Origin of the sequence: Streptomyces sp. NPDC058045, assembly GCF_042885635.1 — a bacterium.
Classification (GTDB): domain Bacteria; phylum Actinomycetota; class Actinomycetes; order Streptomycetales; family Streptomycetaceae; genus Streptomyces.
In genome coordinates this window covers 21,823-43,525 of the sequence record NZ_JBHVRR010000032.1, presented here as the reverse complement: position 1 = coordinate 43,525, position 21,703 = coordinate 21,823, and the positions used below count along the sequence as shown (strand labels likewise).

General features: G+C 66.4%; 25 protein-coding genes and 1 pseudogene. 16 read left to right on the top strand and 10 right to left on the bottom strand.

Going from position 1 to position 21,703, the window contains the following annotated elements; genetic code table 11:
* Positions 1–572: 572 nt before the first annotated feature.
* Both ACFVST_RS19995 and ACFVST_RS19990 read right to left on the bottom strand, forming a co-directional pair.
* Positions 573–1,025 (bottom strand): hypothetical protein, encoded by a 453-nt coding sequence (locus tag ACFVST_RS19995; RefSeq protein WP_390153483.1) that lies wholly within the window; start codon positions 1,023–1,025, stop codon positions 573–575.
* 627 nt (positions 1,026–1,652) lie between these two features.
* Entirely contained in the window at positions 1,653–2,141 is a 489-nt protein-coding gene (locus ACFVST_RS19990) for a GNAT family N-acetyltransferase (RefSeq protein WP_390153480.1), read from the bottom strand.
* A 185-nt stretch (positions 2,142–2,326) separates the two neighbouring features.
* On the opposite strand from ACFVST_RS19990, the gene ACFVST_RS19985 reads away from it, so the two are divergent.
* Positions 2,327–3,094, top strand: a complete 768-nt coding sequence (locus tag ACFVST_RS19985; RefSeq protein WP_390153477.1) for a transposase — start codon at positions 2,327–2,329, stop codon at positions 3,092–3,094.
* A gap of 67 nt (positions 3,095–3,161) precedes the next feature.
* On the opposite strand, the gene ACFVST_RS19980 is transcribed toward ACFVST_RS19985, so the two are convergent.
* Positions 3,162–3,695 carry a hypothetical protein gene (locus ACFVST_RS19980; protein ID WP_390153475.1) on the bottom strand — a complete coding sequence of 178 codons (534 nt, stop codon included), beginning with the start codon at positions 3,693–3,695 and terminating at the stop codon, positions 3,162–3,164.
* Between the two features lie 369 nt (positions 3,696–4,064).
* Between ACFVST_RS19980 and ACFVST_RS19975 the strand changes: the two genes are divergently transcribed.
* Positions 4,065–4,262, top strand: a complete 198-nt coding sequence (locus ACFVST_RS19975) for a hypothetical protein (protein WP_390153471.1) — start codon at positions 4,065–4,067, stop codon at positions 4,260–4,262.
* 259 nt (positions 4,263–4,521) lie between these two features.
* Entirely contained in the window at positions 4,522–5,139 is a 618-nt protein-coding gene (locus ACFVST_RS19970) for a putative immunity protein (RefSeq protein ID WP_390153468.1), read from the top strand.
* Between the two features lie 465 nt (positions 5,140–5,604).
* Here the strand turns inward: ACFVST_RS19970 and ACFVST_RS19965 are convergent, their stop codons facing one another.
* A complete protein-coding gene (locus tag ACFVST_RS19965; protein WP_390153465.1) occupies positions 5,605–5,775 on the bottom strand; it encodes a hypothetical protein in 171 nt (56 codons plus the stop codon).
* A 425-nt stretch (positions 5,776–6,200) separates the two neighbouring features.
* Between ACFVST_RS19965 and ACFVST_RS19960 the strand changes: the two genes are divergently transcribed.
* From ACFVST_RS19960 to ACFVST_RS19945, 4 genes and pseudogenes are all read left to right on the top strand, one after another.
* Entirely contained in the window at positions 6,201–6,392 is a 192-nt protein-coding gene (locus ACFVST_RS19960) for a hypothetical protein (RefSeq protein WP_390153462.1), read from the top strand.
* 253 nt (positions 6,393–6,645) lie between these two features.
* Entirely contained in the window at positions 6,646–6,807 is a 162-nt protein-coding gene (locus tag ACFVST_RS19955; RefSeq protein WP_390153459.1) for a hypothetical protein, read from the top strand.
* 36 nt (positions 6,808–6,843) lie between these two features.
* A pseudogene (locus ACFVST_RS19950) lies at positions 6,844–6,948 on the top strand (hypothetical protein); the annotation flags it as partial.
* An 85-nt stretch (positions 6,949–7,033) separates the two neighbouring features.
* Positions 7,034–7,738 (top strand): YoaK family protein, encoded by a 705-nt coding sequence (locus tag ACFVST_RS19945; protein WP_390153456.1) that lies wholly within the window; start codon positions 7,034–7,036, stop codon positions 7,736–7,738.
* Positions 7,739–7,801: 63 nt separating this feature from the next.
* Here ACFVST_RS19945 and ACFVST_RS19940 read toward each other — a convergent pair whose 3' ends face one another.
* Complete coding sequence (locus ACFVST_RS19940) at positions 7,802–8,659, bottom strand: alpha/beta fold hydrolase (RefSeq protein ID WP_390153453.1); 858 nt, start codon at positions 8,657–8,659, stop codon at positions 7,802–7,804.
* Between the two features lie 141 nt (positions 8,660–8,800).
* On the opposite strand from ACFVST_RS19940, the gene ACFVST_RS19935 reads away from it, so the two are divergent.
* A complete protein-coding gene (locus tag ACFVST_RS19935; protein ID WP_390153450.1) occupies positions 8,801–9,169 on the top strand; it encodes a LysR substrate-binding domain-containing protein in 369 nt (122 codons plus the stop codon).
* Between the two features lie 42 nt (positions 9,170–9,211).
* Here ACFVST_RS19935 and ACFVST_RS19930 read toward each other — a convergent pair whose 3' ends face one another.
* Positions 9,212–10,600: a protein kinase gene (locus ACFVST_RS19930; protein ID WP_390153447.1), complete on the bottom strand. Its 1,389-nt coding sequence runs from the start codon at positions 10,598–10,600 to the stop codon at positions 9,212–9,214.
* Between the two features lie 459 nt (positions 10,601–11,059).
* Here ACFVST_RS19930 and ACFVST_RS19925 point away from each other — a divergent pair, with 459 nt between their 5' ends.
* Positions 11,060–11,959 carry a hypothetical protein gene (locus tag ACFVST_RS19925; protein WP_390153444.1) on the top strand — a complete coding sequence of 300 codons (900 nt, stop codon included), beginning with the start codon at positions 11,060–11,062 and terminating at the stop codon, positions 11,957–11,959.
* Between the two features lie 342 nt (positions 11,960–12,301).
* On the opposite strand, the gene ACFVST_RS19920 is transcribed toward ACFVST_RS19925, so the two are convergent.
* The 3 genes from ACFVST_RS19920 to ACFVST_RS19910 form a co-directional block, all read right to left on the bottom strand.
* A complete protein-coding gene (locus ACFVST_RS19920) occupies positions 12,302–12,601 on the bottom strand; it encodes an ATP-binding protein (protein WP_390153549.1) in 300 nt (99 codons plus the stop codon).
* Positions 12,602–12,671: 70 nt separating this feature from the next.
* Positions 12,672–14,483 (bottom strand): reverse transcriptase domain-containing protein, encoded by a 1,812-nt coding sequence (locus tag ACFVST_RS19915; RefSeq protein ID WP_390153441.1) that lies wholly within the window; start codon positions 14,481–14,483, stop codon positions 12,672–12,674.
* Positions 14,484–15,003: 520 nt separating this feature from the next.
* Positions 15,004–15,210: an ATP-binding protein gene (locus tag ACFVST_RS19910; protein WP_390153438.1), complete on the bottom strand. Its 207-nt coding sequence runs from the start codon at positions 15,208–15,210 to the stop codon at positions 15,004–15,006.
* 310 nt (positions 15,211–15,520) lie between these two features.
* On the opposite strand from ACFVST_RS19910, the gene ACFVST_RS19905 reads away from it, so the two are divergent.
* From ACFVST_RS19905 to ACFVST_RS19875, 7 genes are all read left to right on the top strand, one after another.
* Entirely contained in the window at positions 15,521–16,384 is an 864-nt protein-coding gene (locus ACFVST_RS19905) for a helix-turn-helix domain-containing protein (protein WP_390153435.1), read from the top strand.
* The gene (locus tag ACFVST_RS19900; protein WP_390153432.1) at positions 16,381–16,617 is read left to right on the top strand and encodes a DUF397 domain-containing protein; all 237 of its coding nucleotides are present in this window, start codon (positions 16,381–16,383) and stop codon (positions 16,615–16,617) included. The genes ACFVST_RS19905 and ACFVST_RS19900 overlap by 4 nt, the downstream gene beginning before the upstream one ends.
* Positions 16,618–16,672: 55 nt before the next feature.
* A complete protein-coding gene (locus ACFVST_RS19895) occupies positions 16,673–16,924 on the top strand; it encodes a DUF397 domain-containing protein (RefSeq protein ID WP_390153429.1) in 252 nt (83 codons plus the stop codon).
* A gap of 123 nt (positions 16,925–17,047) precedes the next feature.
* On the top strand, positions 17,048–17,338 hold the full coding sequence (locus ACFVST_RS19890; protein WP_390153426.1) for a trypco2 family protein: 291 nt from the start codon (positions 17,048–17,050) through the stop codon (positions 17,336–17,338).
* Between the two features lie 673 nt (positions 17,339–18,011).
* Positions 18,012–19,397, top strand: a complete 1,386-nt coding sequence (gene ltrA, locus ACFVST_RS19885; RefSeq protein WP_390153423.1) for a group II intron reverse transcriptase/maturase — start codon at positions 18,012–18,014, stop codon at positions 19,395–19,397.
* Positions 19,398–19,615: 218 nt separating this feature from the next.
* Positions 19,616–19,915, top strand: a complete 300-nt coding sequence (locus ACFVST_RS19880; RefSeq protein WP_390153421.1) for a hypothetical protein — start codon at positions 19,616–19,618, stop codon at positions 19,913–19,915.
* 287 nt (positions 19,916–20,202) lie between these two features.
* Positions 20,203–20,817: a DUF3995 domain-containing protein gene (locus tag ACFVST_RS19875; RefSeq protein ID WP_390153418.1), complete on the top strand. Its 615-nt coding sequence runs from the start codon at positions 20,203–20,205 to the stop codon at positions 20,815–20,817.
* A 184-nt stretch (positions 20,818–21,001) separates the two neighbouring features.
* Here ACFVST_RS19875 and ACFVST_RS19870 read toward each other — a convergent pair whose 3' ends face one another.
* Positions 21,002–21,649: a hypothetical protein gene (locus tag ACFVST_RS19870; RefSeq protein ID WP_390153415.1), complete on the bottom strand. Its 648-nt coding sequence runs from the start codon at positions 21,647–21,649 to the stop codon at positions 21,002–21,004.
* Positions 21,650–21,703: the final 54 nt, after the last annotated feature.

Sequence of the window (21,703 nt, the reverse complement as noted above, 5' to 3'; positions counted from 1 at the left end):
CCCGGCCTCTTCGGTCGTCCTCTTCTCCCCTCAGATGACCCCGCACCTGCTGGACGCCTTCGCCCCGCCGGTCGCGGACACCCTCCGCACGCTCTCCAGGACGCCTGACCACCAACCTGGGAGCAGCGCCGCGGCGGTCTGAGGTTCAGGGACACCTGCCGCGGCGGAGCCAGCCAGCCAGACGTGACCGCCGGTGGGCGCCCGCGGTGGGGGGGGTGCTCTCGCCCGGGTTGTTGGGGTGGATGCTGCTGGTCAGTCCCGGCGGCCGGTTCCGCGGCGCCCAGGGAGCGGGCGGCTGGAGGGAGGTCGTCTCCAGCTCCGGGCTCATGGACAGTACGGGCCTGGTGGTCCCGGGGCCTTCAACCCGGTGCGGTTGTGGGGGTGTTGACGGTTCCAGTGTGCGGCAGGGGTGCGGGTGCCGGGGTTGGGCGGGGAAGGTGGGGTTTCACCTGCTTGTCAGCCCAACTGCCCAGCTCGACCGGCAGGTTGGAAAACGCTCACAGCGCCGCTACGCCGCCACACCCGCTGACGAGCCCACTTCCACCCAGCAGCACAGGATGAAAGAGGCTCACTCAGCAGGATTGCGATTCGACCTCCAGATCTTCGATCGTGCGAACCTTCTGCCAGTAGCCGGCAGGCAGCTCCCAGTCCCATCCCCACCAGAAGCCCGGCGGCACCCACGACCAGCGCGTTCCCTCGGCGTCGCATTCGACGTAGACCCCATCCCAGTCCTGCCTGTCGGGAGTGCGCTCGCCCGGCGCGAGTTCGCGCCACTCCGTGCCGGGCTTGGGGCCGTTCGAATCGAAGTCCTTTATCGCCCAGATCTTGTGGTCGCTGCTGTTGATGACGCCGCCGCAGACATGGCCGGTAGGCAGACATCCCCCCTTGACGCTGACGTCGTTGGCGAACGCGGAGCCTTTCGGAGGCAGCCCCTGACCGCTGGCTGCAGGGCTGGCACCTGGGCGGCTCGTTCCGGAGGGAGTCGCCGATGCAGTGCCAACGGTCATCAAGGAGCCGCTCGCCACACAAAGGGTGAGCACAGATGCGGCAATGACTCCACGCCGCCTCCGGGGCGCTGTCTTGGTATGCGATGTACGCGTGCGCATGGTTTTCCTCCACTCACGCCCAATTTCCAATCGGACGGCGTGATCCCCGTTGCACTCGCCATGGATGCGAGCACACCAAGACGCTAGATCGTGCACGTGTCAACGAGAAGGTGTTTCGGCCTTGCCCGAAACCCGCAGATGAGCACGGAAAGGAGTGAGGGGTTTTCATCCTGGCGCGAGCGAATGCGAGTTGGACAGATCTGCAGAACGCCGAAGCTCCTGCTAAGGCTTGTCCCGTAAAGATCGCCGGGGGTCGGTGGTGGGCTATCTCGTGCCCGCTCGGGCTACGTCCCGTCCGCACGCTCTCGCCGTCGGGCAAGCCGTCCCGCAGAGTCTGGTTGTGCTCTATCGGGTACGCAGGTGCCGCGGCCTGCACGGGCAGGGCGAACTGGGTGCGGATGAGGCTACTCCGCGACCACAGCTTGGCTGGATCTGAGGAAGAAGCCTCCGTCGTGGCCGACAGCCTCGGAGTACGGCGCCCGGATCTGACAGCACCATGACCTGGGATGCCGCGTCCGCTGAGATACCCCGCGAAGGTGACTGAGCCTACGTGAGTTCCTTCCGCATCAACGTGCACATCGTCTCGTAGCGGCGCAACGACCCATCAGGGGCTTGCTCGTCCCAGAAGTCCGGCTGACGGTCGTACGCGACATAACCCAGCCTTTCGTATAGCGCACGTGCCCGAGGGTTGCTTTCCTCCACACCGAGCTCGGCCTGCCGCAGACCGCGGTCCCTGATCCGCAGTTCTGCGGCTTCAACAAGGAACGTGCCGATCCCGCACGACTGCAATGCGGGGTGGACTGCCAGCTGCCACAAAGTGCCGACCCCCTTCTTGACCTGGTAGTCGACGCCGCCTTTCGCCACAGGGATGTCCGTTGCAGGGCAGACCGCAAGGTAGTCGACCTCGCCGGTCCGAACATGTTCCAACTGCTTGGCGACGCCGGCCAGGTGGTGGTCAGACCCTGCCCACCCGCACGACGCCAGGTCCGCATGCACCAAATCACGGGCTGACAGCTTCAACACAACGTTGATCATCTTCAGTACCTCCGGCGAGCCAGCATCCATGCCGATCACACAGGGCGCAAAGCCGTTTCCTCTGCCCACGCTCCTGGCTCACGGGCCACTGCTGCTCAAACAATCAGACGAACGCTGCTACTAAAAGCGAACGGAGCCAGCCGCGAGAGGTCACCACGAATGGCCGGCAGTTGAGATGACTCGCTGTGTCTGGTGTGATCACGGCGTCCGAGCCGTCCTGGATGGCCCCGTTCACCGGGCTGAGCCCGCGGCAGTTCGGCAAGCTGGTCACCGCGCTGCGGCGCGAAGGTGCGGACCCGGTCCGCAAGGGTCGGCCGTGGAGCCTGCCGCTGCATGACCGGGTCCTGCTGGTCACCGCTTACTGGCGAACGAACCTGACGCTGCGGCAACTCGCTCCACTGTTTGGGGTATCCAAGTCGGCTGCGGACCGGATCGTGGATCAGCTCGGGCCGTTACTGGCCCTGCGGCAGCGCAAGCCATTCCGCAAGGAGACCGTGCTGATCGTGGACGGCACCCTGGATCCTACCCGTGATCACACGGTCGCCGAGCAGTCGAAAAACTACCGGTACTCCACCAACCACCAGGTCGTCATCGACGCCGACAGCCGCCTGGTCGTCGTGGTCGGCCGACCGGCGCCCGGCAACCGCAACGACTGCAAGGCATGGGTGGAATCCGGGGCCAAGGCCGCCGTCGGCAACACCATGACGATCGCCGACGGCGGCTACCCGGGCACCGGCCTCGTGATGCCCCATCGGCGCCGCAAAGGCGAAGACCTCCCCGACTGGAAGCAGGCGCACAACAAGTCCCACAAGCAGGTCCGCGCTCGGGTTGAGCACGCCTTCGCCCGCATGAAGACCTGGAAGATCCTGCGCGACTGCCGCCTCAAGGGCGACGGTGTCCAGGACGCCATGAGCGGCATCGCCCGCCTCCACAACCTCGCTCTCACCGGATAGACGAGAGCAAGCAGGACAACGATCGACCTCCCCCGTACCCATCCGAAGACCAGTTACGGGACAAGCCTTAGGCGGTCGACTCTTCGAGTACTCCCCGTGCTTGTACCAGGAACTCAGCGTCCAACGCTGCCACTTTCGTGGCCGACGTCAAGATGCGGCGGGCATTCTCCTGCGACAGCGGGGCTGTAGCGTTTCGCCGCATGGCTGTGTAGAAGAGGGCTACCGCCTGCCAGACCTGAAGCGCCGATTCTACGACCTTCACTGGTCCCGCAAGCTGCACCTTCCGGTAGTGGAACGTGTACGCAGTCTCGGCGGCCTGCAGATGGTCTATCGCATCGTTCAACGCCGCTTGACTGATGCCTGCCGGATCGTCGCCAACGATCATCGGCTCAATCATCCGGAGCGCCTTCTCCACATGGGCGACACCCTCAAGAAAAGACAGGTAGGCCTCACGTCGCTCGTCACGGAGGCGCTGCACGTGAGTCGCCCTTGCTTGGTCTCGCGCCTGTTTGCTCGCAGCACCGTACGTCGCGACAGCCGTCCCCAACGTGCCTAGGACACCAACAGCCGCCCCCAGAACCGCAGCGATCCCCTGATCCACTCCCAAAGCGTCTCAGGTGACACAGCTATCCGGGGCCCAATCGACAAGATCCTGTCTTTTTCCGAAACTGCCGCGGGCGAGCTGGCGCGGAAAGCCGCCGGGTGCTGGAGGTGCTGGAGGTGCCGCCGCTGGCCGGGGGTTGAACAGCTCGTCTCGACGGGCGGGTTGTTGTTCTGGTGCTCGACCTTGCCCGCGTGGCTGAGGTCGGGAGGGGCCAGCGGGCGAGCTCGGGCTGTTAGATCGACCCCAGCCATGGGTGTGCTTGACTGACCAACAAGCCTGCCCATGTGACAACTATCGTGCTTTGGCTCACCGGTGCTGGGCTCGCCAGGTCACACTCCAGCACGTCGAGCGGCGAAGCCTATGTTCATGACGTACTCGTACCTCGCTGACGACGCACTGCTGCCGTTCCAGCCGCCGATGCTCGCCTCGATCGCTACCAGCGTCCGCCATGGGTTCCTCAACAACTCCAGCCCCGACCTCGTAAGGCTGCTTGACCGACCGCTCACCGACGCGCTGGCCGTAGCTGCGGACACCGCAGCCGCGATGCGTCCCGGCGCACGCTGACGCGGACGGTTCGAGGTGTGGCGAAAGTCAACGGTGTGACACTCCACCGAGCGGCATGACCGAGCCATGATCGCCCGACGGGTGCCGCGCACCGGGCGCGCGCCGCGGCCGGGGTCTCCCTTATCACACACCCCCCTGACCGCGACCTGATCGCCAGCCGAAACGCAAGCTTTGTCAAGACATCTCAAGAGGCTAGGAAGTCAAGTTGCCCTCTTGAACTGCTTTGAAGGCGGTCGGCGCAGTGGTCGACGATGGGTTCATGACAGGTGAAGCGAGCGAGATCGTTCTGAGCAAGCAGGATCTTCGTGAGGTCACAGGGTTCGCCGCGGCCTGTGCGGAGATGGCCCTCGAAATATTCGAGGCCGATCAGCCGGACGACTCACGGCCCCGGGACGCTGTCGGTGCCGCATGGGAATTCGCTCGGGGTGGCGAGCGCGGGAAGTCTCTGCGCGCCACAGCGTCGGCGGCCCTCAAGGCAGCCAAAAGTGCGGACACTGCGGCCGCGCGCGACGCAGCGTGGGCAGCGATGTCTGCCGCAGGCGCTGGCTATCTGCATCCGCTGGCCAAGGCCACCCAGGTCAAGCACATCCTCGGAGCCGGTGCGTACGCGGCCAGAGCGGCCGAACTCGTTGCTGGTGACGATCGGGGCGTTGCTGCCGAGCAGCTTGAGCGAGCGGTGCATCACGCGACCCCGGTTGTCGTTGACGTACTCAAACGTTTCCCGGCGGCACCAGGTGGGGGCGGACGGGTTGGTGAGTTGATTCGCCTGCTGGACGCTGGTCTTCGTTCGCTCACGGAGTCGGCCATTCTCTGGCGGCCGAGTGCCGTAGATGCTCGTCTGCCCGTGTTCGTGCAGGTGGGCGGCCTGACGGGTTGAGGATGGCGGTGCGACTGGTGCGGCGCAATCGCTGAGTCGGGCGATGGCGAGGCTCTCCGGCGGCGCCATCGATGCCTTGGCTCATGGGGTGTGGCCGGACGGTAGGTTGCCACCATGCCGCTTGCCCCAGTCGATGAGATCCGTGGTCGCGAGGACTTGGTCGTATTCGTCCGCGCACTGCACCAGGACTTTCTCCGCCATGGCCATGAGTGGGAGAACCAGACCCTTGATGCCTTCCTGGAAGGGCTCGCCGCGTGGATGAACGACTCGGAGGGGTGGTATCGAAACTCCGGTAAGGAGCTCCCTGCTGCTGGTGACTGGACGTTCCTTGCCCGGGCTCTTCAAGCCGCGACGGCTTACGAGTGATCGGCAAAGCCTGACGGTCCGCGAAAGCCGCTGCCCGGCAGCCCGTCCGGGTCCGCGTGGTGCGCAAATGGCAGACCTTGTCCGTGTAGAGCCTCGTGGTCAACTGCCCGCCGCAGACGCCGAGCAGGGGGCCGCACCAGAAGGTGTCGCCCTCGTGGTGGCGGCGGAAGCGTCCCGCTCGATCGCCTCCATCGGCAGCAGCAGCAGCGGCTCGTCCGAGTCCGCGCCGCCCAGCACAGCCGTCTGGATCCGCCGCTTGTCCGTACGCACGAACTCCCCCCTTCTGGTCCTCCAACTCGGGTTGTCATCAGTGGAGTTCATCGGCCAGATCGCTTTTCGGCCCGCTCACGCCGTACACGGCCACCGTTGGGCGCGGGTATGGGCGATCGGAGCCGGCGCATCGTCCGGCACGACGTCGGGCTCCGGGAACGCTCTCTGGCTGAGCACTCGTATCGCCCTGTTCAGGTGGTAATGACGTGGACGGCCCACAGACCCCCGGACGTAGTCGTTACCCGACTCGGCCAGAACAAGCCTTGTCCCCCGGCCACCCGACCGCCAGCATGAACCGGCAGGCCCCCCAACCCGGAGGAGGCAGCGCATGTCGTGCCCTCGATGCGGAGCCTCCACTCAGCAAGGCCAGGACGGATCATGGCAGTGTGCGAATTGCGGCTGGGCCAGCGGGTACCGTCCAGACCATGACGTCCCCGCCACCCCCACCCCGCGCCGGGCACTACGCGATGGACATCACCACCATCGAATGCCGTGACTGCGGCGCCCGGGTCGATGGACTCAACGGTCGTTACGCCTGTGGCCTCTGCGGTTGGGTCAATCCCTGGTACGAGGGAACCACCCCCCTGCCGCCTCCAGTCGATGAGGACGACCTCTAACCGTGCTGGTCGTGCCGGGGTAGGCAGGTGGGGAGCCGGCGTTGAAGCCGAGGCGTCCGAGTGCCTTGGCAGCCGCCGCGGTGGTGCCGGCGCCGCCGAAGTCGTCCAGGACGATTCCGAGGGGCGGGGCGTAGCCGAGGATTAGGCGGCGGGGTCGGCGATGGGCAGGCCGATACCGACGTTTATGAAGGAGACCTCCGAAGGGAAGGGTCGACAAACTGCCGCCCCTCCGGCACCTCAGCGAGGTCGGGTCGTGGCTCTGGCCGGTGTCGGCGGATTGGAGATGCCGCTGGGTGAGTTGCTCACGGTGCGGCAGTTGAAATTGCCGGTGAAGCTCGTTGTGTTTCAGCAACTCGTCTTTGAATTTCGTGGAGTTGGAGACGAAGGCGGCCGGGTTCGTCAACTACGGTACTGAGTTGGATAATCCGGACTTGCTGCGCTCGTTGCGCTCGCCAACTCCATTGGTGTCCACGGCCGGCGGGTGGAGCAGCCGGGCGAGCTGAAGGGGGCGTTGAAGGCGGCGTTGAAGGCGGCGTTCGCGCACGATGGACCGGCCCTGGTCGTCTGCGAAGGGTCTTTGAAAGGTCCGGGAAAGGTCCGGGAAGGGTCCGGGAAGGTTCTGGGAACGGTTTGCGATCGGGATGAGACAGGAATCGGATACTCCTTATCTGGTGGGGCTGTTCGCGCTGACCGTGGCCACCGGTGTCGTGGACGCGGTCAGTTATCTGGCGCTGGACCATGTGTTCACCGGGAACATGACGGGCAATGTGCTCTTTGTTGGCTTCGGGCTGTCCGGTTCCGGGAGTGTGCCGTTGCTGAACAACGCGGTCGCGCTTGGGGCGTTCCTCGCCGGCTCGTTGCTGGCCGGGCGCATGGTGCGCGGCCGTACCCATGCGTCCCGGCTGCCCACGGCGCATCTGCTGCTTCTGGCTGGTACGGCAGCGGTGATCATCGCGCTCGGAGCTGTGTGGCTGGTGCTGGGTGATGTCGGCGGCGGGTGGTTGCTGGGGGTGACGGCGGTGCTCGCCGCGGCGATGGGGACGCAGGCGGTCGCCGCCCGCGGGGCCCGGATCCCCGACGTCACCACGGTGGTGATCACCAGCACGCTGGTGAACTTCGCCCTGGACAGCCCGCTGGCAGGCGGCACCGGGGACAAGTGGGGCCGCCGGGCCGGTGCGGTGCTGTCCATGGGCGGGGGCGGCGCTCTCGGTGCGTTTCTGGTGCGTTCCTGGTCCGGAGCGGGGGCGCTGTTCGCCGGCGGCGGGTGCATGGCTGTCGGCGTCATCGCCCTGGTCTGCGCACGTCGGTATCAGTTGAGGGCGGCGGCGGGTGGTGGCCGTCGGTGATCTTCGACCGGCGCGGCAAGCGGAGGGCGGTAGTGGCGCCGTATCCGCCTTCCGTCCGGCCGGTCAGGAGCCGGGGCGGGCCGGGTCTGCTCCGGTCTGGGTCAGGAAGTCGGTGAGGGATCGGGCGAGTTGGTCGGGCTGGTCCTCGGGGATGAGGGTGGAGGAGTCGGCGATCTCGACCAGGCGGCCCTGCGGGTACAGCTCGGCCAGTCGGGGGCCGTGCTCACGTGGCATCAACCGGTCCTCGGTCGCCCAGACGACCAGGACCGGGCGGTCGAAGTCGCGCAGCCGTTCACTCCAGGCGAGCAAGGTGCCGCGTCCGGGCGCCCCGGTGGCGAATTTGGCGAAGTCCCTGCGGATGGCCTTGCTGCGGGTGGCGGGGGCGAACCAGTCGTCCATGATCTCGTCGGGGACCCCGCGCAGGCTCATCCCGCCGTATCCGCCCCGGCTGTGACGGAAGGCGGGAACGCGCATCAGCCGCGTCAGAAGCCGGACACCGCCGGGAATCCGGCACACCTGCGCCATGGCCTTGGCCGGCCCCGGGGGAAAGTTGTCGAAGGCCTCGCACGCCACCAGCACCAGGCGCGCGAGGCGCTGGTCCCGCCCGTCCGACACCAGGAACTGGCCGCCGCCCCAGTCGTTCAGTACGAGGGTGACCTGGTCCAGGCCGAGCCTCTCGATGAACTCGCCCAGGAGCCGGGCGACACCGCGCTGCGACAGATCGGCATCGGGACGCATCGGCTGACGGTGACCGCCCAGGGGCAGCGTGGGCAGCACACAGCGGTACCCGTCCAGCAGCGGCACCACCTTCCGCCACTGCGTCTCGTTCATCGGCAGGCCATGACCGAACACCAGCACCGGCCCCTCACCACCGGTGTCCTGATAGTCGATCGGCCCGGACGACAACTCGATCCTCGGCATTCCAACCTCCTGCACACCGGTCGCTGAAGCACGCCTTCCTTGGGACAACTACCGTGCTTCGGCCCCGGAGTCGAGGAGGGCGCCCCGCCCGCCCACACCCGGAGCACGCATCAGTCCTCGCCCGCGCGGTTGAGGGCTTCGGTGACCAGGCGGGTGGCGAAGTCGGTGTCGGTGGTCGCCTTCCGTGAATCCGCCGTCGCCACCGCCGCCGAGCGGAGCCTGCGGCTGCAAGGAGTCGAGCTCGACACCACGCTCATCGTCGACAGCTTCCTCGCCCTCCCCCACCTGGTGGCCGACAGCTCCCGCATCGCGCTCATCGAGAGCCGGCTGGCGCGCCGCGCCTGCGCCCAGGGCGACGTCCGCATGGTGGCGCTGCCGCAGGTGACTTCCCCGCTCATCGAGACCTTCTGGTGGCATCCGACGCGTACCGCCGACCCCGAACACGCCTCGCTGCGCAGCCTGATCCAGGACGCCGCCGCCACACTTCCCCCCGTGCCACCCCCGTCCTGAACTGCCCTGCCCCGGCGCCCCGTTGGGGTGTTCCCCGAGCCTTCAGCGGGTCCGTGGGCGCAGGGGGACGAGGGTCGAGACGCGGGCCAGGATGCTGGAGAGTACCGCGGTGACGGCGACCAGGCCGACCACCAGAAAGCCGAGGCCCAGCGCGTGCCTCGCGAGGAGGAGCGCGAGGAAGGCCATGCCGTTGCCGCCCACCGAGATGAACCGGCCGCCGACCGGGACCCGCCTGAGCAGCAGCGCCACACCGGCGGCGAGCAGGGCCGTCTGGAGACCGCACACCGTGATGTGACCCCAGGCCTCGAACACCGAGAGGGAGCGGGCGTTCCGCGCCCGCTCCAGCACGTTCCACCAGACCGGAATCGCCAGCAGGCAGGTCACCGACGCCATCACCATCGCCGCGGTGGTGCCCCCGGACCGCCGGGCCGGGGCCGCGGCCGGGGTTCCAGCATCCCGGTCCTCGGGTTTCCGGTCCTCGGGTTTCCGGTCCTCGGGGCTGCCGGTGGCCGCGGTCGATGGGGGGATCGTCGTGCCGAACTCCCGCTTGGCCGGGGCGAGTTCGGCCTCCGGGCGGGTGGGGCCGGGGGTGAGTCGGCGCAGTGCCCGGGAGAGGCCGGCGGCGTCCGGGGGCCGTTGGGCCGGGTCCTTGTCCAGCAGGGCCAGTAGGAGAGCGTCCCAGGCCGCGGGGATGCCCGGGGACACCGAGCTGGGCGCGGGCGGTTCCTGGGTGAGGTGGGCCGACAGATAGCCCACGGTGTCGGGGGCCCGGAACGGCAGCCGCCCGGTGATCAGCTCGAAGAGCAGGCAGCCGAGCCCGTAGAGGTCGCTGCGCGGCTCCGGAAAACCCCGTGCCTGTTCGGGCGCCATGTACGGGGGTGTGCCGACGATGAAACCGGTCTGGGTGAGCCGGTCCGCGGTCGCACCCGGGTCGGCGGCCCGCGCGACACCGAAGTCGAGGACCTTCACGATGCCGGTCGGTGTGATGAGGACATTGGACGGTTTGATGTCGCGGTGCAGGATTCCGGCGTCGTGGGCCTCGGCGAGCGCGTCGCCGATCTGCGCACCCCAGCGGACCGCGTCGGCCAGGGTGACGGCGCCCCGGCGCAGCATCCGGTCCAGGCCCTCGCCCCGGACCAACTCCATGACCAGGAAAGGGACTTGAGCGTCTCCCGCACCGGTCTCACCAAGGTCGTGGATGGTCACGATGTTGGGGTGCTGGAGTCGGGCGGTGATCCGCGCCTCGCGCAGGAACCGGGCACGTGACTCCTCGCCGCGGCTGCCACCACCGGCGAGCAGCGAGATCTCCTTGAGTGCGACGGGCCGGCCCAGTGTCTCGTCTTGCGCCTCCCACACCTGCCCCATCCCGCCTTCACCGATCTGCCGGACCAATCGGTAGCGCCCCCCGAGGACCTCATCTCGCACTGTCACGTGTCCGTATCCCTCACTTCACGTTCCGGTCCCCGCGGCCGACTGATCCAACTGGCCCGGATCAGCATTCCACGCCCGCCCCGCCCCCGTCTCCGAGACGAGGGTGGGGCAGCAGCCCGGGATGAACTCAACTCAACTCGGCGTGCAGCACAGAGAGTTGACGGACTGATCCAGCCGTTCATGGTCCTCAGCCACTCCGCCCCGCGGCTCCGAAACCACGGACTGGACCGGTCCCCTGAGACGTTGCGGGCCGAGCCTCCCCGCCTGACCCAACCGACCTCTCCGGCCCCCGCGTTGGCGCCCTGTATGTGGTGACGACTCCGGACGAAAACACTCCGTGACGGGTAGGATCACGCCGCGCGCAGAGCGGGTGGTGCGGAGCGGGTGGTGCGGCCCCGCCGCGCGCGGTCCCGGCCGACACATCGGCCGGTCCAGGCCGACACTTCGGGGGCGCACGGCATGAGCAGCAGCGGCAATGGTTACTGGGGTCCCACGGGCGGACCGGGGCAGGGTGGACAGCCGGGGTACCCGCCGGGTTGGCGCCCACCGCAGCCCTACGGCGGTGGCCCGCAGCCGCCGTACCTGCGTCCGCCCCGGCCGCCGCTGAGTCGCAGGCAGCGGATCATCAAGTGCGTCTACAACCCGTTCTACGCCGCCCAGCGGGCCTTCCGCCCCTCGCGCCCGGGCGTCGTGGAGGACCTGACGGTACGCAGGATCCAGATGTGGCGGACCGGGCTCGGTATCGCCGCCTGGCTCGTGCTCGTCATGTCCTACAAGCCGATCGACGACGCCAAGGGGGCCGAGAGCGTCGCGGGGGACAAGTTCGACCAGAGCTGGATCAGCACACTGGTCCTCGTCTGCGCCTTCCCGTTCGTGATCGCGCTGTTCGTGTCCGTCGCGCGGGGTGCGCTGCGCGGGCTCTATCTGCGGCGGTCCCTGAAGTCGTTCGGGGCGGTGGCGGCCCTGATGGGGTCCATGGCCACCTTCCCCCTGGCGCTCGCGCCCGACCCGGAGACCTCCGGTTTCCGTGACGCCATCGGCACCCCCGGCAAGGTCGTCCTGATCGCCCTCTGCGCCTGGTCGCTGGGCTTCGCCCTGTACGGGATCGGGCTGTGCCTGATGCATGTGTTCCGCACCGCCGACATCCACGAGGTACTGCCGCCGATCCTCGCCACCTTGCTGGTGTGGGTGACCGCCGCCCTCGACGTGATCAACAACGAGAACGCCGAGGCCCCCGCACTGGCCCGGCTCGCGTTCCTGCTCGGCGCTCCCGTCTCGGTGACGGTGCTGTCCTGCTGGGAGCTGTACCGCCTGGGGAAGTACCACCGCCTGACCGTACGAGGGGCGCTGGGCCGCTAGGGCGGGGAGTCGCAGGGTCCACGGCTTGGGTGGTGAAGACGTAACGGGTGCCGTCTTCGTCCGTGGCCCGGAAGACGTAGGGCTCTCCGAAGGAGACCTGGTCCAGTGCCCAGGTGTGTTCGGCGGTGTCGGCCGCCCACGCCCGGACCGGGCGGGCGTACGGAGGCGCCAGTTGGTCGGCGACGTCCTGGGCACGTGCGCGCAGCCAACGCAAGGCCAGCCGCGGGGAGTTGACCCGGTGTTCACCGAGCGGGATACGGGCGCCGCCGGGAGCGTGAGCGATGAGCCGGGCACTGTAGGCGCCCCGCACCCGCCCCCACACGGGGACGCCTGGCGCCGGCGTCACCGCGTGGCCGCTTCCGGCAGTGCGAGCCGCGCCCACACGGTCTTGCCCACGCCGATACGGGGTGCGACGCCCCAGGAGTCCGCGAGCGCGCCCACGAGAGCCAGCCCCCTGCCGGACTCGTCGTCAGGCCCCGCCTGCCTCGGCTGAGGCTTCTCGTCACTCGCGTCGGACACTTCGAGGCACAGTTCCGATCCGCTCAGCTCGAAGCGGACCCGGATCTCCCGGCCGGGCGTCGTCCTCGCGGTGAGTACCGGTAGGCCACTGGCGAGGTTTCCGCTGTGCGGTCCCTTTTCCAGTGGCCCCCGGCCCGAACCCGCCGTGCACCCTTTCGATGCAGCGGGCTCTCCAGTGACTGCTGCGTGCGGTTCACCCGGGTCTCACATGGATGCTTTCGTGACAAGGCGGGCAGACCACGAGGGTTCTGCGTCGTTTCTTGAGCATCAGTTGCGCCCATGGGGGCTGTTCACTCTGGCTGCGAAGCTTGGCGAGTGAGCGGACTTGGTGTATTTGCACTTCAGTTCGGCTCTCGCAGAGTTCGCACCGTCCGCGTTTGAGCCGGTCGATTAGTTGGCTGCCGCGCGGGCGGCTGCGGGTGGTGAGCGGGGTGGACGGGAGATCGTCAAGGACGGCCGTCCGTTTCCGGGTGAGGGGAATTCCACCGAACCGTGCGATCAGTGGTTTCCTGCCCTCGCGTTCGGTCCTGGCCTCGAAGCACCTGCGTGGTCCCTGGGGTGTCCTGATGGTCGCTTTGTAGCGGTTGGCCATTGTGGTCACCCTTGACCGGTGCCGGGCAGCCAGGGTCTTGAGCATGGAGGTCAGCATGACCGCCTTGAGCCGGTCGAGTTTCCAGACGTCGCCGGCCAGCAGGTAGTACTGAACGATGCCCCGGTATTGGGCTCCGTAGAGGCTGACGATGTCGAAGGGGGTGCGACTCGTCAGGGGGAGCAGGTGCATGGGTTTGCCACGGCTGAGGAACGGGGCGCATTTGGCCTTGATCACGTCCTTGGGCACGCGGAGCTGGAACTTTCCGTTGATGGAGCGGAGACCGCGATTGATGCGGCCGCCCCGGGAGATCTTTTCGTCTGCGTGCTGGGTAGTGATTTCGTAACCGAGGAAGCGGGCCGCCTGGGTGCGGCCGTGGGTGATCAGCGTCTTGTCCTGGTTGAGTTCCAGCTTGAGGTCGTCACGGAGGAATGCGGCCAGGCGCTGTTTGATCGTCTCGGCTTCGGCCTTGGGTCCGATGAACCCGAGGAGGTGGTCGTCGGCGTAGCGGATGTAGCGTAGGCGCCGGTAGCCGGGGTCGTGTGGATCACCGGCCGGATGGCGGCGTAACTCCTTTCGCCATTGGCGGACTTGAGCGGACTCGGTGTTCTCCTTCCTGTAGGCGAGTCGCTTCCTGGCAGCTCTTATCGCGTTCTCCAGCTCCCTGTAGGCGGGGTTCTTGCGACGGGCTGTTCCTCGGGTGTATTCCGGTATGAGAACTGTCTCGATGAATGCGTCCAGCCGGTCCATGTAGATGTTGGACAGGAGTGGGGAGAGCACACCGCCTTGCGGGGTTCCCGATGGTGTGGCGTGCCATCTCCAGTCCTCCAGGTATCCCGCCTTCAGCATCTGTCGGATGAGGCGAAGGAACCGGTTGTCGTGGATCTTCTCCGACAGGATCGCCAGCAGGACCTCATGGTCCAGTGAGCCGAAGCAGTCGGAGATGTCTCCTTCGATAAACCAGGTTGTCCCGGTCCAGTTGTATGCCACCTCGGACAGTGCCGTGTGGCAGCCCCTGCTGGGACGGAAACCGTGGGAGCGGTCGGAGAAGTGCGGCTCGTAGTACGCTTCCAGAAGAAGTCGGATTACTTCGCCGACGAGTTTGTCCGACCAGGACGGCAGGCCGAGCGGGCGTGTCTTTCCGTTGGATTTCGGAATGTGGACGCGCCGCACGGGGCGCAAGCGGTAGCGCTCGTGGCGCATGGCTTCGATGATGCGTCCGATCTTGGCTTCGGACATGCCGTCCGCGGTTTCCCCGCAGGCTCCGGGTGTCATCGCACCGTGGTTGGCGTAGATGCGCCCGTATGCCAGTAGATACAGGTTGTGGTTGAACAATTGTCGATACAGTTCATTGCACGGCAGGCTCCGCCTGCCGCGTTCACGCAGGACATCAAGCACCGTTTCGGCGTTCTGCATTACGCATACCTCCCAGCGTCGTGATGTCCGGTCACCTGGCTCCCTTCGCCCTGCGGACGGTTTTCCCGTCTTCCTTGGCAGGTCGTTACTCCTGCGACTACTACGGGGCCTCCGTCACCCTGGGGCTCGCGCCCTTTAGGTGATCCCATGTTCGTCTCTGTTGTACGTGTCTAGCGCGACTTAGGCGCCCCACTCATCTCCTTGAATTCCCTCACTGGGAATCAGTCCGCGACCCGAAGGTTGCGGTGGATACGCTATCAATCCACCGCAGGGCGCGGCATCGGTGTCAGGCATGTTTCCGATGAATGCAACCCTTTCATTCCTTGGAGATTGGAGTTCAGGCAGTACAGCTTTCGCCATATCGCGCGGGTCCCTCAACGCATCACTTCCATACCTGAACATGATCGTTGATTTCCTGACATGCTATTGTCCCCTTCGCCTTTCGGACCCGGGTAAGTCATCAGACCCAGGAATCTCCCTTCAATTCCTCCCGGTTGAACCGGGGATACAACAGAGCGCCTCATGGCGCACTGGCGTTGGTGGCGAGCTCGGACAGCAACAGGACCGCGGTGTCGGCGACTTCACCGTCCACGTGCCACAGCGCGAGTTGCCGCCGGAGTGCTTCACGGGCGCGGCCGACGTTCCGGCGGTGGCGGGGGTACTGGTACGCGACCGCCTCCGTGCCGGGGTCGGCCTCGGCCGGTAGCGCTGGAGTGGGCAGGGGCATATCGCGACCTCGCTGTCGGGGAGGAGTGGGGGACCGCGCCTCGTCACCCACGGCACGGGGCACGGGGAAACGGGCGCGGCTGAACAGGCAGGCGACTACGCCCGGTTGAAGACCGGCTGACGTGGAGTCACCGCCAATGGCAGGATGGCCCATTGCGGGTTTGGTGACAAGTCGAGTCACCCAATCCACAAAATCCCGTACCATTGGCCATGTCGACTGGCGCACCCAAGGTGCGGCACACTGCACCCAGAGGGGCCAACACCCCACCCAGTGCGCGTGCTTGGAACCCCGAAGAAGACGGAGACCACCTATGCCGAATGTGCGAGCGAAGCCCACTCTGCGTCGTCGGCGCCTCGGCGGGGCGCTCAAAGGCTTCCGAGGAACACTCACCCTCGAAGCGGCAGCCACAGCGATGGGGTGGGACGCCGGCAAGCTCTCCCGGATCGAGAACGCCAAGGCGGCCATCCCGCCCAAGGAGATCCGGCCACTCCTCACCGTCTACGGCATCACCGATCCTGAGATCATCGGCGCTCTCGAAGAACTCGCCCGCAATGCCGGGAAGCAGGGGTGGTGGCAGAGCTACGGAACAGTCATCGGAGGCGGCTACCAGGACTACATGTTCCTGGAGTCCGACGCCGCAGGCATCCGTGTCTACTGCCCTGGCATTATCCAGGGCCTTCTCCAAACCGCTGCCTACGCACGGGCAGTGAACACAGCGACCACGGTCACTCGCAGCCCGGACGAAGTGGCCGCGCTCGCCGAGGTCCGGCAAGCTCGACAGGCTGTGCTCACTCGACCGGGCAAGGCCCTGAAAGTCTGGGCTGTCATTCACGAAGCCGCGCTGCGCCAGCAGTTCCCCACACAGCCACAGGTCATGCCCAATCAGCTTCAACGTCTCCTGGACCTCAGCGAGATGACCAACATCGACATCCAGGTCATGCCGATTGACGCCAGTCCACACCCTGGCATGGCCGGTCAGTTCGACCTGATCTCCTTCGACGGCCCATGGCCGACCGTCGTGAGCCTGGAGAACCTGCGCGGCGGGTTCTTCATGGAAGGGGACGATGTGGCGGTGTTCGAGGCGGCCTTTGAACGCACGGTCGCCGCCGCTCTTCCCGTGGACGTATCACGGGAGACCATCAAGACGATTATGAAAGAAGGAGCACCCCAGTGACCGCAACCCCCAACCGCAGGACCGTAGTTCACGCTTCTGATCTGACCGATGCGTGGTTCAAGTCTTCGTACTCCAGCGCTGCGGAGCAGTGCATCGAGATTGCCGACCTCCGCCGGTCGTCCCTCGCCGCTGTTGCCGTGCGTGACTCGAAGGACCCGGACGGACCGGCTCTGCTCATTGAGCCCGCCGTGTTCGCCGGATTCACCACATTCGCCGCCGACTTCGAGCTCTGATCAGCAACCATCCGCGATCAAAGCGCGCCCGCCTTTGCTTGAAGGAGAACCGCTCGTGACCAGCCCAACTCAACCTCATACCACGGTCGTTCACGCCGACAAGCTGACCGGCGCCGCATGGTTCAAGTCCTCCTACTCCAGCGGCGGAGAGCAGTGCGTCGAGGTCGCAGACCTGCGTCGGTCGCCTCTGGCCGCGGTGGCTGTCCGTGACTCCAAGGAGGCAAACGGTCCCGCCCTCCTCTTCACCCCGTTCGCCTTCTCGCGCTTCGTCTCAGGTGGTGTTCGGGGCGACGAGTCCGTCGTCTGAGAGAGCAGGTAGGCCGTACGGCGAGGCCCGACTCCCCCGTGTCACACCTGGGGGGTCGGGCCTCGTCATGTATCGGACATGTTAGTGGCGGAACCATGCCAACGGGTCGGAAAGGACGCGGAGTTGATCGACTCAGCCACGGTGATCCGGGAGCTGCGGGACGAGTTGGAGCGTGCGGTCGTCGCTTCCGAGGGTGAGGCGCTGCGCTTTGAGTTGGGGGAGATCGAGCTGGAGGTGTCGGTCGCGCTGGAGCGGGCCGGGCAGGCGGGGGCGAAGGTGCGTTTCTGGGTGGTGGAGACGGGCGCGGAGGCGAGGGCGGGGGCGACCTCCACCCAGCGGTTCAGACTGGCGCTGGCTCAAAGTCGACGAAGTACACAACGGCCATCTGTGGGGATACGTCGTGGCGCGCCGTGAGGCTCTGTGTAACCGAGCGGTGGTGAGAGACCACTGCCTTCGCGTTGTCGCAGCAGCGTGGTGAAGCTGGGGGCAGTCTGATCCGGGAGACGCCGGTGAGGGCGGGAAGCAGCCCCGACAACGACGGGACGCCCTGGTATCGCCAGACGGGGTGGGTCCGGCAAGCGAGACGGGAAGGTGTACGCGAGGAACCAGTGTCTGAAAGCCTCTTAAGATCGAAACACCAGCTCAAATCTGGCGGATATGGGCTGGCCGGCGGTGCGCACCTGCCGTGCTGTGCGCGGTGGGGAACTCTCGGAACGGTTGATGATGCCGGTTCGGGAGGCCATGGAGAAGGTCTGCGGCGTATCCATGGCAAGGCCGCAGGGGCAAAGCTGGGCACCTCACCTGTCGATCGGTTTACAGGGAACACGGGAACCGCCCCGGTGGTCCCGCCCATGCAGGACCCATCTGGATGGGGCGGGAAGGCCCGTCGTCGGCTGATGCTGCCGGGGTGGGGCGGAGGAGCCGTAGTAGTCGCCGGAGTAACGACCGGCCGTGAAGTCCGGGAGAGCCGGAATGAGGGCGAAGGGCTCCAGCGAGTTCGCAGCAAGTACGCAGACTGGGGAGGTCACCTGTGAATACGGGTGCTCCGTGGCCCGACATTGATACGGCGGAGCTACGGGTACACAGAATGCAGCGCAAGTTGCACCATTGGGCGGTCGATGAACCCGGCCGTACCTTCGATGATCTGTTCAACCTCGTCCACGATCCCAGCTTCCTTGTTGTCGCTTGGGAACGTGTGCGGACGAATAAGGGAGCCCGCTCGGCCGGAGTGGATGGGGAACCTCCCCGCGCTCTCGGTCCTGCCGGAGCGATGCGGATGCTCACTGGTCTCCGTGAGGAGATCAAGGAACGCCGTTTCCGGCCGGAACCGGTACGGGAGGTGATGATTCCCAAGGCGAACGGCAAGAAACGTCGCCTGGGTATCGCCACCACGGCCGACCGGGTGGTGCAAGCCTCGCTGAAGCTGGTGTTGGAGCCGATTTTCGAGGCGGATTTCCTTCCGTGCTCATATGGTTTCCGTCCCCGGCGGCGGGCGCAGGATGCGATTGCCGAGATTCACCGTTTCACAACCATGAGGTATCACTGGGTGTTTGAAGCGGACATCACGGCCTGTTTCGATGAGATCGATCATGCGGCTCTGATGGAGAGAGTGCGCGGGCGGATCACCGACCGTCGTGTCCTGGCCCTGGTGAGGGTGTTCCTCAAGGCCGGGATCCTCTCCGAGAATCTGGTCGACCGGGAAGCCCTGACCGGCACTCCGCAAGGCGGCATCCTCTCGCCGCTGCTCAGTAACATCGCCCTGTCAGTACTGGACGAGCACTTTCATGCCAAGTGGCATGGGCAAGGCTCGGCCAAGAGGCGCCAGAGGTATATCGCGGCTGGTGGCGCTGCGATGCGAATCATCCGCTACGCAGATGATTTCGTCATTGTGGTCCATGGAAAACGCGAACATGCCGAGGCGCTGTGGGACGAAGTGGCAGCGGTGCTCGACCTGATGGGCCTGCGCCTGTCGGTCGAGAAGACGAGGGTCTGTCACATTGACGAGGGGTTCGACTTTCTCGGCTTCCGTATCCAGCGGAAGGTGAAGAGAGGGACGAACAAGCGGTACATCTACACCTGGCCGTCGAAGAAGGCGCTTGCGTCGGTCATCGACAAGGTCAGACAGGTGACCCGTAGTCACAGACATCGAGGACTTGCCGATCTGTTGCACCATCTCAATCCGATTCTCCGGGGCTGGTGCAACTACTTTAAGTATGGCGTGTCGAAACGGACCTTCTCCTACGTCAGCCACTTTACGTGGTGGCGTGTGGTGACCTGGCTCCGTAAACGGCACAAGGGCTTGAGTTGGGATGCGTTTCGTCGCCGGATCGTCCCAGACTGGAAGATCCGTGACGGAAAGCTGGAGATGTTCTCCCCGCAGTCGGTGAGCGTGACCCGCTACCGATACCGCGGATCGAAGATCACCACTCCCTGGACGGCAAGGCTGCCGGAGGCAGCCGTCACGACGGCATGAACTCGTGGAGAGCCCGTTGCGTTGAGAGGCGCACGGCGGGTTCGGAGGGCGGGCCCGGGAAACGGACTGGTGGTAATACCAAAACCGCGCCCGGGTCCGACCCTACTGCTGCTCCTGTGGTCGGAAGTTTCGAGTTTCCTGCACGCCTCGCAACGCCGATGACGTTGCCAAGGACATCCGCCGATTCGCACGCCAGCACAAGCACTGAGGAGCGCCCTATGCGCAAGTGGGAGTTCACCGTCGTCATGGACCGCGATATCACCGCGTCGGAAGAGCACACCCTGAACTACTGGCCAAGTGACGACGTCATGTTCGTGGACGGGCGTATGTCTCTCGTGCATGGTCCGGATGATCTACGCAGTCTGGAACTCTGGTGCAATGTCGAAGCTCCGACGCTGCTGGATGCCGTATGCCAGGCCGTGGCCGAGATCCGCAAGGCCGCGGATCTCCACCCTGTGCGTGTCAAGGTGGACGAGGAGCACCGTGCTGACGTTGAAGGAATCGTCCGCGTCGAGTAACCGGCCGGCGCGGTGACTTCCTGAAGTTCCTTGACGGACGGCCGACTTCGGGGAGCCCGTCGAGTCGGAAGTTGCCGCGGCACCGAGGCTGGTGATGCCGAGCGATGTCCCGTTCACCCGCCCCGGGCCGGGCCGAGGTCGCCCCCGAGGGATTCATGACGGTGAGCCAGCCGGAGGAAGTCCCGGAGAGAGAGACCACTGAGGTGGGCTGGAGGTAGCTCTCGTGGGGGAGGCACTTCCTCCGTGCGGATGACGCACGTCGTCGCGGTTCGGATCACGATCGAGTCATGTCGATCAGGCACTCCTCGGGCGACGCGGTGCGCCCCGTCCCGCGCCAGGCAGACCGCCTCCACCTGAGCGAATGGCCTGGATACGCCGCTGCGGCATGGGGGGTCTTGTTCGCGGTACCCAGTTTCGTCTGGGCGACGGGCCATACCTTCGGCGCGCAGTCGACGGTGTCGCCGTCGTTGGTGAAGCTCGCTCGCGATGGAGTGCCATGGTTCCTGACCGTCCTGGTCGTCACCGGCTTCCTGAAGCTCTTCGGGGCACTGGTCGGCATCGGCCTGACGCGACCGCGGGGCTCGCGGATCAGCCGGCTCATGGTGTTCTGCGGCGGTGGCGCGGCGACCCTGCTCACGTGGCATGGCGGCCACTTCGTCGTCCACGGCGTGCTGATCGAGGCCGGGGCCGTCTCTGTTGAGCCGGATCTGGCTGGGCTGACCGGTTGGTACCTCTACTTGTGGGGGCCGTGGTTCATCGCCGGTGGTCTGATCTTCGCGGGGGCCACCGCGCTGTATGTCCGCCCACGCGATGATCGGCGCGAGATGCGCCTCTACGGCGCCGTGGGCGCGCTCGGTGCCCTGGTCCTGTCCTTGGCCTCGACGGCTACCGGTATCGGTTGAGGGCGGGTACGAAGCCGAATCCGTTGGACTCAGAGTTTTCCTGCACGCCTCGCAACGCCGTTGCCGTTGCCGTTGCCGTTGCCGTTGCCGTTGCCAAGTAACCGGCTGGCGCGGTGGCTTCCTCAAGTTCCTCGACGGGCGGCCGATCAGCCGCTGTCGGCGCCGCAGCCGACGCGCCACGAGGTCAGACCTGCCCCCCGGGCCGGCCCAGGTACACCGTCTGCACCCAGTTGATGAGCTGCATCACTTCGCGCTCGTGCAGGGCCTCGACGCCGGGGACGGCGATCCAGCGGTGGCGGCGGTCCCAGATGTTGCCCGAGGGGCCGAGCCGCTCGCGGAGCTCGGCGGGGAGGTGCTGGTTCACGGCGATGAGGCCCGAGTCGCTCAGGCGCAGGATCGCGCGCCGCGTGTAGTTCCCGCTGCTCTTGTTGATCACCAGGTCGTACTGGGCCGGCGCGAAGTCGCCCCAGGGAATGGGCCCCACGCCTCGCAGGGTGAGGCCGGCGGCGTCCAGGCTCACGGGCAGCCGCTCGATCTCGGCGTACCGGCCCTGCCCGCGGCGGGCGAAGACCAGCCGTGCCACGAGAGCGGCCAGCAGGGCGTAGACCGTGATGATGCCGAACACGGAGGCGACCGTGAACCGCACACCCGACGTCAGCGCGATCGGCACGAACACGAGGCCGCCCACGGCGACGGTGAGGACCAGTCCGATGAGCACCGTGGTCAGCACCCGCAGCGCACCGGTATCGGAGGACGGCGCGCCCTTGAGCATCACCCCGCCGGTGGTCTGCACGGAATGCACGGCCTGATCGAAACTCGTCACTGCTGCCATGCGGTTCAACATTACAGATCACGTCTGTTCGCCCTCCCGGCGGCGGGTTGCCCC